Consider the following 13,955-nt stretch of genomic DNA (forward strand, 5'->3'; position numbering starts at 1 on the left):
AAGCTAAGCCTTACAGCGCCGATGGTACTGCAGGGGGGACCCTGTGGGAGAGTAGGACGCCGCCGAACTAATTTTGAGCCCCGGCTCCCGAGTTTTGCACTCGGGGGCCGGGGCTATTTTGCGTTGGCTGTGGTGCCCACCCCTGTGTACTCGTCGGCTGGGACTGCGGGTAAGGTCAGGGGGTATCGTTGCCGCTTTCCCAGGAGGCCCCCGGGTGGAGGTCCAGGAGACCCGTGTTCAGACCGACCGGGTCCTCACCATCCCCAACATCCTCAGCATGGCGCGTCTGGTCGGTGTGCCGATCTTCCTGTGGTTGATCCTCAGCCCGGCGTTCGGAGGGGCCAACTACGATGGTTGGGCCTTGCTCGTCCTGGCGTTGAGCGGTGTTAGCGACTACCTCGACGGAAAGCTCGCGCGGCGCTGGAATCAGATCAGCAGCCTGGGACGACTTCTCGACCCCGCTGCCGACCGGTTGTACATTCTGTCCACACTCGTCGGGCTGACCTGGCGGGAGATCCTTCCCCTTTGGCTGACGGGTCTGTTGCTCGCACGTGAACTGCTGTTGCTGGTGATGGTGGGTGTTCTCAGGCGGCACGGCTATCCGCCGCCGCAGGTGAACTTCCTGGGCAAAGCTGCCACTTTCAACCTGATGTATGCCTTCCCTCTACTGCTCCTCAGTGACGGAAGTGGATGGATCGCGACACTCGCTGCTATTTTCGGATGGGCGTTCGCCGGATGGGGTACAACGCTGTACTGGTGGGCAGGAATCCTCTACGTGGTTCAGGTCCGTCGGCTTGTCCGGGCGGACGCCACGGCCGATTGAGCCTTCCGATTCGGTGGCCGTAGCACGGCTGGTGGCCCGCCACCCGACCTGACCGGGGCTATCTGAACAGGCTAAGTCGGCAAATCCGTCGTCTCTTTCAAGGAGGACGTTTCCGACATGAAGGCCGTCGTGATGGCTGGCGGTGAAGGCACCCGCCTTCGCCCCATGACCTCGAGCATGCCCAAACCACTGCTTCCGGTGGCCAACCGGCCGATCATGGAGCATGTCCTACGGCTGCTCAAGCGGCATGGGCTCAGCGAGACCGTCGTAACCGTCCAGTTTCTGGCGTCACTCGTCAAGAACTACTTCGGGGACGGGGAAGAGCTCGGCATGGAGCTCACCTATGCCAACGAGGAGAAGCCACTCGGCACCGCCGGCAGTGTGAAGAACGCGGAGGAGGCACTCAAAGACGACGCGTTCCTCGTCATCTCCGGCGACGCGCTGACCGACTTTGACCTCACCGACCTCATCAGGTTCCACAAGGAGTCGGGGGCGCTGGTCACCGTATGTCTGACGCGTGTTCCCAACCCCCTGGAATTCGGGATCACCATTGTCGACGAGGACGGCAAGGTCGAACGGTTCCTGGAGAAACCCACCTGGGGGCAGGTGTTCTCGGACACCGTGAACACCGGAATCTATGTGATGGAGCCCGAGGTCTTCGACTATGTAGACCCGGATGTTCCGGTTGACTGGTCCGGTGACGTTTTTCCTCAGCTGATGAAGGAAGGCAAGCCGATCTACGGCTATGTCGCCGATGGCTACTGGGAGGATGTCGGCACCCACGAGAGCTATGTGAAGGCTCAGGCCGATGTGCTCGAGGGCAAGGTCGACGTCGAGCTCGACGGGTTCGAGATCTCGCCTGGCGTGTGGGTGGCGGAAGGCGCCGAGGTGCACCCGGACGCCGTATTGCGCGGGCCGCTCTATATCGGGGACTACGCGAAGGTCGAGGCCGGTGTCGAGATCCGGGAGCACACCGTCGTAGGCTCCAACGTCGTGGTGAAGAGCGGGGCCTTTCTGCACAGGGCAGTGATCCACGACAACGTCTACGTCGGCCAGCAGAGCAATCTCCGCGGCTGCGTCGTCGGCAAGAACACGGACATCATGCGAGCCGCACGTATCGAGGACGGCGCGGTCATCGGCGACGAGTGTCTCATCGGCGAGGAATCGATCGTCCAGGGCAATGTGCGGGTCTACCCGTTCAAGACGATCGAGGCCGGTGCGTTCGTCAACACCTCGGTGATCTGGGAATCCCGAGGCCAGGCCCATCTGTTCGGCGCTCGAGGGGTGTCCGGCATCCTCAACGTGGAGATCACCCCCGAGCTCGCCGTACGGCTGGCCGGTGCGTACGCGACGACATTGAAGAAGGGCGCGACCGTCACCACGGCCAGAGACCACTCCCGCGGCGCACGGGCCCTGAAACGGGCGGTCATCTCGGCGCTGCAGGCCAGCGCGATCGACGTACGGGACCTGGAGAACGTGCCGTTGCCGGTGGCCAGGCAGCAGACGGCACGCGGCAGCGCGGGCGGGATCATGATCCGTACGACGCCCGGAGTGCCGGATTCCGTCGACATCATGTTCTTCGACGGGAGCGGCGCCGACCTCTCCCAGGCCGGGCAGCGCAAACTGGACCGGGTGTACGCGCGGCAGGAGTACCGGCGCGCCTTCCCCGGCGAGATCGGTGACCTGCGCTTCCCGTCGAGTGTCTTCGACTCGTACACCGGCTCGCTGCTGCGGAACGTGGACACCGCGGGAATCCAGGAATCCGGGCTCAAGGTGGTCGTCGACGCCTCGAACGGCAGTGCCGGTCTGGTGCTGCCCAGCCTCCTGGGGCGGCTCGGCGTCGAAGCCCTGACCATGAACCCCGGACTCGACGAGGCGAAACCCACCGAGACAGCGGACGCGCGGCGCTCGGGACTGGTGCGGCTCGGCGAGATGGTGGCCTCGGCGCGTGCGGCGTTCGGAGTGCGGTTCGACCCCGTGGGCGAGCGGCTGTCGCTGGTCGACGAGAAGGGGCGGATCGTCGAGGACGACCGCGCGCTGCTGGTGATGCTCGACCTGGTCGCGGCGGAGCGGCGCAGCGGCCGGGTGGCGCTGCCGGTGACGACGACCCGAGTCGCCGAGCAGGTGGCGGCGTACCACGGGACCCAGGTCGAGTGGACGACGACATCGCCGGACGACCTGACGCGCGTGGGCCGCGGAGATGCGACGATCTTCGGTGGCGACGGCCGTGGCGGGTTCATCATCCCCGAGTTCAGCAGCGTGTTCGACGGCACGGCCGCCTTTGTGCGGCTGATCGGACTGGTGGCCCGTACGCAGCTCACCCTCAGCCAGATCGACGCCCGTATCCCGCGCGCCCATGTGCTGCGCCGGGACCTGGCGACGCCCTGGGCGGTGAAGGGGCTCGTGATGCGGCGGGTCGTGGAGGCGGCGGGCGAGCGGTCCGTCGACACCACCGACGGTGTACGGGTGGTGGAGGCCGACGGACGCTGGGTGATGGTGCTGCCCGACCCGGCGGAGGCCGTCACCCACCTGTGGGCCGAGGGGCCCGACGACGCCTCCGCGCAGGCGTTGCTCGACGAGTGGTCGGTTGTGGTGGACAGCGCGGGACACTGACCGGTCTGCGCCGCCGGGCAGTGGATCACGCCGCCGCTGCCCGGTACGGCGGTGGGCCATTCGGAGGTATCGGCCGCGACGTGCGACGATGTGCGGCATGTCGCAGCAGCATCCCGATCGGAGCACCGCTTCGCCCCCCGCGCGTCCCGACGCTTCGATGTCGCTGCTGACCAATGTGATGGACCACAGTCTCGACGAGGGTTACGCCGAGGCCGCGGCGCGTAGGAAGACGGCGGGCGGCGGCGGACTGCCCCGCACGCTACGGGCCAAGTTGGGCCTCGCGGTGGGGCTGGTGCTGGCCGCGACGGTGGTGACGATGGGGGCGAAACAGGCCCAGGTCGAGGCACCCGTGGTGGCCAAGGAGCGGCAGGAACTGATCGACCGTGTCGGGCGGGAGACCGACCACGCGGACCGGCTCGAGGACGAGATCGACACGCTGCGTGCCGATGTGGGCAAGCGCCAGCGGGCGGCCCTTCAGGAGCACGGCGGCGACCAGGGCGAGTTGGTGGCCCTGCTGTCCGGCGCGACGGAGGTGCACGGGCCCGGTGTGAAACTGGTGGTGGACGACGCCGACGAGGCCGATCAGGGCGGCGGCGGGCCGCGCACGAGCAGCGGGTTCTCCGACACCGGGCGGCTGCGCGACCGTGATCTGCAGCGTGTGGTGAACGGTCTGTGGCAGTCGGGCGCTGAGGCCATCGCCATCAACGGGCAGCGGCTGACGGCGCTCTCGGCGATCCGGGCGGCCGGTGACGCGATACTGGTCGACAACAAGCCCCTGGTGCCGCCGTACACCGTGCTCGCGATCGGGGACGGGCCGCAGGTGCGGGCGAAGTTCCGGCGCAGCGCGGACGGCCTGTATCTGCAGGTCCTCAAGGAGAACTACGGGATCAGATCCAAGATCGCCGTGGAGAAGGACGTACGGCTGCCCGCCGCGCCGAGTCTGACCGTACGCAACGCGGAGCCACAAGCAGGAAAGGGCACATCGTGATCGCCGTACTGGGCCTCGTCGTGGGAGTCGTGGTCGGACTGTTGGTCCGGCCCGAGGTTCCCGTGGCGGTCGTGCCGTATCTTCCGATCGCCGTCGTCGCGGCACTCGACGCGGTCTTCGGCGGCCTGCGGGCGATGCTGGACGGCATCTTCGACGACAAGGTCTTCGTGGTGTCCTTCCTCTCGAACGTGGTGGTGGCCGCGCTGATCGTGTTCCTGGGAGACGAGTTGGGCGTCGGGGCGCAGCTGTCCACCGGTGTGGTGGTGGTGCTCGGTATCCGGATCTTCTCCAACGCCGCCGCGATCCGGCGGCATGTGTTCCGGGCGTGAGGGCGATGAGCAGCGAAGAACCGACCTCAGCGGCCGCGACGGGCGCCAGCGAGCCCGAGGAGCGGCTCACGGGGCGCAGGCGGCTGCTCAAGAGCCTGTGGCCGCCGCGGGTGTCCCGTGCCCAACTCATCGTCGCGCTCCTGCTGTTCGTGCTCGGCCTTGGACTGGCCATCCAGGTGCGCTCGACGAGCGAGGGCGATGCGCTGCGAGGCGCGCGGCGGGAGGATCTCGTACGCATCCTCGATGAACTGGACGGCCGCACCGAGCGTCTTGAAGGGGAGAAGCAACTCCTGGAAAGCCAGCGCACGGAGCTGGAGAACAGTTCCGACCGAGCCGAGGAGGCGCGTAGGCAGACGGCTGAGAAGGAGCGGCAGCTTGGCGTGCTGGCGGGTACCGTCGCGGCGCAGGGTCCGGGGATCACTCTCACCATCAGCGACCCCACGGGCTCGGTCGAGGCGGACACGCTGCTCGACGCGATCCAGGAACTGCGTGCGGCCGGTGCGGAGGCGATCCAGATCAACGACGTCAGGGTGGTGGCCAGTACCCACCTCGCGGACCCGGACCCGGACGCCGAAGCGGACGACGGCGTGCGCGTAGACGGCCGCAAGATCAGTGCGCCGTACCGTTTCAAGGTCATCGGTGAGCCCGAGGACATCGAGCCGGCGTTGAAAATTCCGGGAGGTGTGGTGCAGACGCTGCAGAAGGAGCAGGCCACGGTCTCTGTGGCCCGTGCGGAGAAGATCGTCGTGGATGCCTTGCGACGGGCGAATCGTCCTGACTACGCTCGGTCGTCTTCCCAGTGAAGCGCGGGTGGACGGGGGTGGTGAGTTCAGCGCGGGACGTTGCGGGGGGTCGGCGTAAGAGAAGAGTGCCGCGTCGTGGAAACTGTCCGGTGGATCCGGACGTTGTGAAGATGTCCGGGTCGACCGGTGTGTGCAATCAGGGTTCGTCCTGCCCCACGGGCGGGTCTGTTTCGGTCAAGGGGAATCGCCCGTGAAGTTGTTTGCGAAGTTGTTCGGCAAGAGCGCACGCCAAGACGGCAGCAACGCTGCCCGGCACCGCGCACCACGGCATGCGGAGGCCGAGGAGCAGGGAGCGGAGCGCCCGCTCTTCCGCGATGAGGTCACTGGGCCAGCCGGTGGCATTTCGGGCGGCCAGGGCGGGTCTTCTGTTGACCCTGCCGCGCCCGGCCGCATAGGTTCCGGAGAACCGTCACCCTCAGGTACGGGAGGAGGGTCCCCCTCCGGCCCTTACGCATCCCATGCCCCCGCGGGGCAGCCGCGGCAGGAGGAACCATCCATGTCCGCCTTGGTGTGTACGAGGTGCGGCAACCGCAACGCCGAGGCCAGCCGGTTCTGCTCGAACTGCGGAGCGCCGCTGCGCGCCGGAGCGTCGGCCGAGCGGCCGTCGGAGACGACGTCCACGATCTCCATCTCGGGCCTTGAGGCCTATGAGGCGGAGGCCACCGGACAGAACCCGGTCCCCACCCTCTCGCCGGAGGCGCAGGCGGCCGTGGACGCGCTGCCGTTCGGCTCCGCGCTGCTGGTGGTGCGCCGTGGCCCGAACTCCGGCAGCCGGTTCCTGCTGGACGGTGATCTGACGACCGCGGGGCGTCACCCGCAGAGTGACATCTTCCTGGACGACGTGACCGTGTCGCGCCGCCATGTGGAGTTCCGCCGCGGCGCGGACGGAGCGTTCACCGCCGCCGACGTCGGCAGCCTCAACGGCACTTACGTCAACCGGGAGCCGGTCGACTCGGTCGTGCTCGCCAACGGTGACGAGGTGCAGATCGGAAAGTACCGGCTGGTCTTCTACGCGAGCCAGCGGGGCGTCTGACCCTCCCCGGACTCCGTCCGGGGAAACCCCCAGGGGAGGTCCATGCTTCACACACAAAGTGGCGGCGCCGGGGACGGCGCCGCCACCACGGACGGCCGCCTGGTGAGCATCGGCACGGTGCTGAACCTGCTGCGTGACGAGTTCCCCGAGGTCTCCCTCTCCAAGATCCGCTTCCTGGAGTCCGAAGGCCTGGTCGAGCCGCGGCGCACACCGTCCGGGTACCGGAAATTCAGCCCCGAGGACGTCGAGCGGCTCGCGCAGGTGCTGAGAATGCAGCGTGACCACTATCTGCCGCTGAAGGTGATCAGGGAGTACCTGGACGCGCTGGAGCGCGGTGAGCGAGTCCAGCCGCCCCAGGCGGGCCAGGCGGGCCAGGCGGGCCAGCAGAGCACGCCGTACGGCCACGGTGAGCGGCCCCAGAAGGCTGAGGAGCCAGCGGTCGGCCAGGTCACCCTGGTCGGCAGGGCCGAGCTGCTGGCGGCGGCACAGGTCAGCGCGCGGGAGCTCGAGGAGTGGGAGGCCTACGGACTCATCGCGCCCGTGTCCGACGACGGATACGACACCGAGGCCGTGCGGATCGCCGGACTCATCGCCGAGCTGGGAAGTTTTGGCGTCGAACCACGGCATCTGCGGGCCATGAAGAGTTCCGCCGAACGGGAAGCCGGTCTGGTCGACCAGGTCGTGTCGCCGCTGCGCCAGCACCGTAATCCGCAGACCAGAGCCCATGCGGAGGCCCGCGTGCAGGAGCTCGCGGAGCTCACCAGCCGACTGCACACGGCGCTCGTACAGACCGCGCTCAGGGGCCGCCCGTACTGACCGGGAACGTGCCCGACTACCCAAACCTGCCGGGCACGTCCTAGGGTTGCTGTGTGAATGAGCTCGACGTTGTCGGTGTCCGGGTCGAAATGCCCTCCAACCAACCGATCGTGCTCCTGCGTGAAGTGGGAGGCGATCGGTACCTCCCCATCTGGATCGGGCCGGGGGAGGCGACCGCGATCGCCTTCGCCCAGCAGGGCATGGCGCCCGCCCGTCCGCTGACGCACGACCTGTTCAAGGACGTGCTCGAGGCTGTTGGCCAGGAGCTGACCGAAGTACGGATCACGGATCTGCGAGAGGGAGTCTTCTACGCAGAACTGGTGTTCGCCAGCGGGGTCGAGGTCAGCGCGCGTCCCTCGGACGCCATAGCGCTGGCCCTGCGCACCGGTACGCCCATCTACGGCAGTGACGGGGTGCTCGACGACGCGGGGATCGCCATCCCGGACGAGCAGGAGGACGAGGTGGAGAAGTTCCGCGAGTTCCTCGACCAGATCTCGCCCGAGGACTTCGGTACGAACAGTCAGTGACGCGCACAGTCAGTGAGCCGTCCCGGAGCGCTGCCGGGCCATTCGGCTAGCCTTTCCCCGTGGAGGAGTACGGGAAACCACTCTCGGGGTGATTATCACCCGGCGTGCCGAGTGTGGCGTTCGTTGACGCGCCTCGGGGTACTCCCTACCTTCGTGAAGGCAGGTCAAGGACGGAGGTCGGCGTGAGAAGCAGCGGCGACGGCACGGCGGCTGGCGGTCCGTATCCGCTCCACAGCGGTGCGGCCGGCCGCACCGCGCAGCGGCCGACGGTGGTGACCGGGAGCGGTGGCGCGACGTCCGACGAGGTGGGGTACCGGGGGCCGACGGCGTGCGCCGCCGCCGGCATCACCTACCGGCAGCTGGACTACTGGGCGCGTACGGGCCTGGTCGAGCCGAGCGTCAGGCCCGCGAGCGGATCGGGAACCCAGCGGCTCTACGGCTTCCGTGACGTGGTCGTCCTGAAGATCGTGAAGCGCTTCCTGGACACCGGAGTGTCCCTCCAGAACATCCGGACGACCGTCCAGCACCTGAGGCACCGCGAGTCTGCGGACCTGGAACGCATGACGCTGATGTGCGACGGCGCGACCGTCTACGAGTGCTCGTCGCCCGACGAGGTCGTGGATCTGCTCCAGGGCGGCCAGGGCGTCTTCGGGATCGCGGTCGGGGTGGTGTGGCAGGACGTCGAGGCGGCGCTCTCGCAGCTGCACGGCGAGCGGGTGGACACCGGCGAGACGCTGATCGGCCACAACCCCAAAGACGAGCTGGCGCGGCGCCGCAACCGCGCCGGATGACACCGGCCGCCGCCGCGTCGCCAGCCGCGCCGCCGGCCCCGTTGTCAGTGCCATAGGGCAGCATCGGTGGTGTGAGATCGGCGCCCACCATTCTGCATCTGGACATGGATGCGTTCTTCGCCGCCGCGGAGCAGGCGGCGAAGCCGAGCCTGCGCGGGAAGGCCGTCATCGTGGGCGGGCTCGGGCCGCGCGGCGTGGTCGCCACCGCCTCGTACGAGGCGCGCCGGTTCGGGGTGCACTCGGCGATGCCGATGGGGCAGGCGCGCAGACTGGCGCCGAACGCGGCCTACCTGGTGCCCCGCTTCGGGGTGTACCGCGCGATCAGCGAGCAGGTCATGGCGCTGCTGCACGGACTCTCCCCGCTGGTGGAGCCGCTCAGCCTGGACGAGGCCTTCGTCGACCTCGCGGCCGGTGCGGCGGCCTGGGACGAGACCTCGGCGCGGGCGGCGGGCCAGCGGCTGCGCGCCGACATACGGGCCGTCACGGGACTGACCGGATCGGTCGGGCTCGCCGCGTCCAAGATGCTGGCCAAGATCGCCTCGGAGCGGGCCAAGCCCGACGGCCTGGTGCTCATCGAGCCGGGCACGGAGCGCGCGCTGCTCGCGCCGCTGTCGGTGCGCACGCTGCCGGGGGTCGGTCCGGTGACCGGGGACCAGCTGCGACGGGCCGGGATCAGCACGGTCGAGGAGATCGCCGAGGCCGGTGCGGACGAGCTCGTACGGCTGCTGGGGAAGGCGCACGGCGGCCAGCTGTACGCGATGGCCCTGGCGCAGGACGAGCGGCCCGTGGTGGCCGAACGGGACACGAAGTCGGTCTCCGTCGAGGACACCTTCGACGTGGACATCCACGACCGGGTGCGGGTGCGGCTTGAGGTGGGGCGGCTGGCCGAGCGGTGTGTGCGGCGGCTGCGCGGGTCCGGACACTCCGGGCGGACCGTCGTGCTGAAGGTGCGCCGGTACGACTTCTCGACGCTCACCAGGTCCGAGACGCTCCGGGGGCCCACGGACGACCCGGTGGTGATCCGCGAGGCCGCGGACCGGCTGCTGGAGGCCGTGGACACCACGGGCGGGGTGCGGCTGCTGGGGGTGGGGGTGACGGGACTGGCCGACTTCACCCAGGAGGACCTCTTCGCGCAGGCGCGCGCGGAGGCCGCGCACACCGAGCGGACGCCCGGAGCGGACGGAGAAGCGTCCGGGGAGCGGGCCGGGCAGGACGCGCCGCTGGACGACGAGGGGGAGACCGAGAGCGCGGGCGGGCCGGGAGGGGCGCCGGAGGGCGGGCGGGGCGAGTCCGGGCCGGCCGAGCGGCGCTGGCTGGCGGGGCACGATGTGCGGCATGACGAGTTCGGCGCCGGGTGGGTGCAGGGCAGCGGGCTCGGGCGCGTGACCGTGCGGTTCGAGACGCCCGGATCACGGCCGGGCCGGGTGCGGACGTTCCGGGTCGACGACCCGTCGCTGCACGTGGGCGAGGCGCTGCCGCTCGTGCCCGCGGCGGTGGCGCCGGGGGCGGCGGCCGGTCAGGAGTCGTCGTCGGGCGGGCTCTCGGCGGAGGGGGAGGGAGAGGCGATGTCCAGGCCGTAGTGGTGGTAGAGCTGCAGTTCCTGCTCGGGAGAGAGATGGCGGCCGACTCCGAAGTCGGGGGCGTCCTTGATGAGCGCGCGCTCGAACGGGACGCGCAGCGCGCCTTGGACCAGTTCGCTGGGCTCCAGGGGGACGAAGGCGTCCCGGCTGAACATGCCGGTCCGTATGGCCGCCCACTCGGGTGTGCCGGTGGCGTCGTCGAGATAGACCTCGTCCACCGTGCCGAGTTTGCTGCCGGTCCGGTCGAACGCCTTGCGGCCGATCAGGCTCCGCGGATCGATATCGGTCTGCACGGTCCCTCCAAAAAGGTCGCACCCCGTCCGTAAAGTCTACGAAACGGCACAATCCAGGTGGAGGCCACTCGGGGCCCGCTGCTTGTCGTTCTGCACTCCTGGCCAGGTGTCCGCGCTGGTAGGCTGGCAGGCGGCTGCTGACCCCGTGCGGGAGAGCTCTCCGGTTGGCGCCGGAGGCGCCGAAGGAGCAACTCCTCCCCGGAATCTCTCAGGCCCCTGTACCGCACGGACGAGGTCACTCTGGAAAGCAGGGCGGGCGTCGACGGCATCCGCCCTCACCGACGGTGAAAGCCGGGTCGCACGGCGCGGGCCGGTGAAGCTCTCAGGTTGAGATGACAGAGGGGGAGGCCGTCCGGGTACCCGCGCCGTGGTACCTCTCGCAGGTCGCATGACCAGGAGGCCTCCGCAATGACTGCCAACCGCATTCCGCTCTCCCAGCTGGAACGTGGCATCCCCTTCGAGCAACGCCACATAGGGCCGGACGCCGAGGCCCGAGCGAAGATGCTCGCCCAGGTCGGCTATGGCTCACTCGACGAGCTGACCGCGGCCGCCGTGCCGGAGGTCATCAAGTCCACCGAGGCGCTGCGGCTGCCCGCCGGGCGCACCGAGCCGGAGGTGCTGGCCGAGCTGCGCGCGTTCGCGGACCGCAACGACGTGGTCGCGCCGATGATCGGACTCGGCTACTACGGCACGTTCACGCCGCCCGTGATCCTGCGCAACGTGATGGAGAACCCGGCCTGGTACACCGCGTACACGCCGTACCAGCCGGAGATCTCGCAGGGCCGCCTTGAGGCGCTGCTGAACTTTCAGACCGTGGTGGCCGACCTGACCGGGCTGCCCACGTCGGGGGCCTCGCTGCTGGACGAGGGCACCGCGGCGGCCGAGGCCATGGCGCTGTCCCGCCGGGTCGGCAAGGTCAAGAACGGCGTCTTCCTGATCGACGCCGACGCGCTGCCGCAGACGATCGCGGTGATCGAGACCCGTGCCGAGCCGACCGGCGTCGAGGTCGTCGTCGCGGACCTGTCCCAGGGCATACCGGCCGAGGTCGCCGAGCGCGGCGTGTTCGGCGTGCTGCTCCAGTATCCGGGCGCGTCGGGCGCCGTACGGGACCTGAAGCCCGTCATCGACCAGGCCCACGACCTGGGCGCGGTCGTCACCGTCGCGGCCGACCTGCTGGCGCTGACTCTGCTCACCTCGCCCGGCGAGCTGGGCGCGGACATCGCGGTCGGCACCACGCAGCGGTTCGGCGTCCCGATGGGCTTCGGCGGGCCGCACGCCGGTTACCTGGCCGTACGCGAGAAGTTCGCGCGCAACCTGCCGGGACGGCTCGTCGGCGTCTCCGTGGACGCGGACGGAAACAAGGCCTACCGCCTGGCGCTGCAGACCCGCGAGCAGCACATCCGCCGCGAGAAGGCGACCAGCAACATCTGCACCGCCCAGGTGCTGCTCGCCGTCATGGCCGGTCTCTACGCGGTGTACCACGGCCCCCAGGGCCTCAAGGACATCGCCCGCCGCACCCACCGCTACGCCGCGATTCTCGCCGAGGGCCTGACGGCGGGCGGCGCCGAGGTCGTGCACGGCGCGTACTTCGACACCGTGACGGTGCGGGCCCAGGGCAAGGCCGCCGACATCGTCACCGCGGCCCGTGAGGGGGGCGTCAACCTGCGGCTGGTGGACGCCGACCACGTCTCGATCGCCTGCGACGAGACCACCACACGGGCGCAGCTGACGGCCGTGTGGGCGGCCTTCGGCGTCGACGCCGACATCGAGGCCCTCGATGAGACGGCGGCCGACGCGCTGCCCGACGCGCTGCTGCGCGGCGACGCGTACCTGACCCACCCGGTGTTCCACCAGTACCGCTCCGAGACCGCGATGCTGCGCTACCTGCGCAAGCTCGCCGACCGGGACTACGCGCTGGACCGCGGCATGATCCCGCTGGGCTCCTGCACCATGAAGCTCAACGCCACCACCGAGATGGAGGCCGTCACCTGGCCCGAGTTCGGTGCGCTGCACCCGTTCGCGCCCGCCGAGCAGGCGCAGGGCTATCTCACGCTGATCCGTGAGCTGGAGGAGCAGCTCGCCGCCGTCACCGGGTACGACAAGGTGTCGCTCCAGCCCAACGCCGGTTCGCAGGGCGAGCTCGCGGGCCTGCTGGCGGTACGCGGCTACCACCGGGCCAACGGCGACGCGCAGCGCACCGTCTGCCTCATCCCGTCGTCCGCGCACGGCACCAACGCCGCGAGCGCCGTGATGGCCGGGATGAAGGTCGTCGTGGTGAAGACCGCCGACGACGGCGAGATCGACGTGGACGACCTGCGGGCCAAGATCGAGCAGTACCGCGACGAGCTGGCCGTGCTCATGATCACGTACCCGTCCACGCACGGCGTGTTCGAGGAGCATGTCGCGGACATCTGCGCCACGGTGCACGACGCGGGCGGTCAGGTGTACGTGGACGGCGCCAACCTGAACGCCCTGGTGGGCCTCGCCCAGCCGGGTCGCTTCGGCGGCGACGTCTCGCACCTCAACCTGCACAAGACGTTCTGCATCCCGCACGGCGGCGGCGGCCCCGGCGTCGGCCCGGTCGGCGTGCGGGCGCACCTCGCGCCGTATCTGCCGAACCACCCGCTGCAGCCCGCGGCCGGGCCGCAGACCGGTGTCGGGCCCGTCTCCGCGGCCCCGTGGGGCTCGGCCGGGATCCTGCCGATCTCCTGGGCGTACGTACGTCTCATGGGCGGCGAGGGCCTCAAGCGCGCCACCCAGGTCGCGGTGCTCGGCGCGAACTACATCGCCAAGCGCCTGGAGCCGCACTACCCGGTGCTCTACACCGGTCCCGGCGGTCTGGTCGCGCACGAGTGCATCATCGACCTGCGCCCGCTGACCAAGGCGACCGGCGTGACCGTGGACGACGTCGCCAAGCGGCTGATCGACTACGGCTTCCACGCGCCGACGATGTCCTTCCCGGTGGCGGGGACGCTGATGATCGAGCCGACCGAGAGCGAGGATCTCGGTGAGATCGACCGGTTCTGCGAGGCGATGATCGAGATCCGCGCCGAGATCGAGAAGGTCGGCTCGGACGTGTGGCCGGCGGACGACAACCCGCTGCGGAACGCTCCGCACACGGCGGCCGTGCTCGCGGGCGAGTGGGAGCACGCGTACGCGCGTACGGAGGCCGTCTTCCCCGCCGGTGTCGAGGCCGCGGACAAGTACTGGCCGCCGGTGCGCCGGATCGACCAGGCGTACGGCGACCGCAACCTGGTGTGCTCCTGCCCGCCGATGGACGCGTACGACGACTGAGCGGCGGCGGTCATGCGTCGGGGCCGGTTCGGAGGTTTCCTCCGGACCGGCCCCTTCGTTGCGCG

The 13,955-nt window shown here is 69.6% G+C and carries 12 protein-coding genes, 1 rRNA gene and 1 riboswitch; of the genes, 12 read left to right on the plus strand and 1 reads right to left on the minus strand.

The genetic code is table 11. The features are described 5' to 3' along the window. From rrf to ACX6XY_RS22140, 11 genes are all read left to right on the plus strand, one after another. A 5S ribosomal RNA gene (rrf, locus tag ACX6XY_RS22090) occupies positions 1-68 on the plus strand; the annotation flags it as partial. A 146-nt stretch (positions 69-214) separates the two neighbouring features. Further along, complete coding sequence (locus ACX6XY_RS22095; protein ID WP_460333399.1) at positions 215-823, plus strand: CDP-alcohol phosphatidyltransferase family protein; 609 nt, start codon at positions 215-217, stop codon at positions 821-823. Between the two features lie 117 nt (positions 824-940). After that, positions 941-3,436 carry a sugar phosphate nucleotidyltransferase gene (locus tag ACX6XY_RS22100; protein WP_460333402.1) on the plus strand — a complete coding sequence of 832 codons (2,496 nt, stop codon included), beginning with the start codon at positions 941-943 and terminating at the stop codon, positions 3,434-3,436. Positions 3,437-3,524: 88 nt separating this feature from the next. Further along, positions 3,525-4,424 carry a DUF881 domain-containing protein gene (locus ACX6XY_RS22105; RefSeq protein WP_460333405.1) on the plus strand — a complete coding sequence of 300 codons (900 nt, stop codon included), beginning with the start codon at positions 3,525-3,527 and terminating at the stop codon, positions 4,422-4,424. Then, positions 4,421-4,753 (plus strand): small basic family protein, encoded by a 333-nt coding sequence (locus ACX6XY_RS22110; RefSeq protein WP_411058245.1) that lies wholly within the window; start codon positions 4,421-4,423, stop codon positions 4,751-4,753. Before ACX6XY_RS22105 ends, ACX6XY_RS22110 begins: the two co-directional genes overlap by 4 nt. Before the next feature lie 5 nt (positions 4,754-4,758). Beyond that, positions 4,759-5,556 (plus strand): DUF881 domain-containing protein, encoded by a 798-nt coding sequence (locus ACX6XY_RS22115; RefSeq protein WP_460333409.1) that lies wholly within the window; start codon positions 4,759-4,761, stop codon positions 5,554-5,556. 130 nt (positions 5,557-5,686) lie between these two features. Continuing rightward, on the plus strand, positions 5,687-6,589 hold the full coding sequence (locus ACX6XY_RS22120; RefSeq protein ID WP_460333412.1) for an FHA domain-containing protein: 903 nt from the start codon (positions 5,687-5,689) through the stop codon (positions 6,587-6,589). Positions 6,590-6,631: 42 nt separating this feature from the next. Beyond that, a complete protein-coding gene (gene ftsR / locus ACX6XY_RS22125; protein ID WP_460333415.1) occupies positions 6,632-7,405 on the plus strand; it encodes a transcriptional regulator FtsR in 774 nt (257 codons plus the stop codon). Between the two features lie 53 nt (positions 7,406-7,458). Continuing rightward, entirely contained in the window at positions 7,459-7,932 is a 474-nt protein-coding gene (locus tag ACX6XY_RS22130; protein WP_006123076.1) for a bifunctional nuclease family protein, read from the plus strand. 182 nt (positions 7,933-8,114) lie between these two features. Then, on the plus strand, positions 8,115-8,723 hold the full coding sequence (locus tag ACX6XY_RS22135; protein ID WP_460333419.1) for a MerR family transcriptional regulator: 609 nt from the start codon (positions 8,115-8,117) through the stop codon (positions 8,721-8,723). A 71-nt stretch (positions 8,724-8,794) separates the two neighbouring features. Continuing rightward, positions 8,795-10,303, plus strand: coding sequence for a DNA polymerase IV (locus ACX6XY_RS22140; RefSeq protein ID WP_460333421.1), 1,509 nt, complete (start codon positions 8,795-8,797; stop codon positions 10,301-10,303). Here ACX6XY_RS22140 and ACX6XY_RS22145 read toward each other — a convergent pair. After that, entirely contained in the window at positions 10,240-10,596 is a 357-nt protein-coding gene (locus tag ACX6XY_RS22145; protein ID WP_460333424.1) for a PRC-barrel domain-containing protein, read from the minus strand. The two genes, ACX6XY_RS22140 and ACX6XY_RS22145, sit on opposite strands and share 64 nt — an antisense overlap. Positions 10,597-10,734: 138 nt before the next feature. Next, positions 10,735-10,830, plus strand: a riboswitch (glycine riboswitch). A 174-nt stretch (positions 10,831-11,004) separates the two neighbouring features. Between ACX6XY_RS22145 and gcvP the strand changes: the two genes are divergently transcribed. Beyond that, positions 11,005-13,890, plus strand: a complete 2,886-nt coding sequence (gene gcvP, locus ACX6XY_RS22150) for an aminomethyl-transferring glycine dehydrogenase (RefSeq protein WP_460333426.1) — start codon at positions 11,005-11,007, stop codon at positions 13,888-13,890. The last annotated feature ends 65 nt before the right edge of the window (positions 13,891-13,955 follow it).

It is taken from the genome of Streptomyces sp. O3 (assembly GCF_054788135.1).

Coding starts and splice junctions, on each gene's coding strand:
- ACX6XY_RS22100 (WP_460333402.1), top strand. CDS start 941: ATGAAGGCCGTCGTGATGGCTGGCGGTGAAGGCACCCGCCTTCGCCCC.
- ACX6XY_RS22105 (WP_460333405.1), top strand. CDS start 3,525: ATGTGCGGCATGTCGCAGCAGCATCCCGATCGGAGCACCGCTTCGCCC.
- ACX6XY_RS22115 (WP_460333409.1), top strand. CDS start 4,759: ATGAGCAGCGAAGAACCGACCTCAGCGGCCGCGACGGGCGCCAGCGAG.
- ftsR (WP_460333415.1), top strand. CDS start 6,632: ATGCTTCACACACAAAGTGGCGGCGCCGGGGACGGCGCCGCCACCACG.
- gcvP (WP_460333426.1), top strand. CDS start 11,005: ATGACTGCCAACCGCATTCCGCTCTCCCAGCTGGAACGTGGCATCCCC.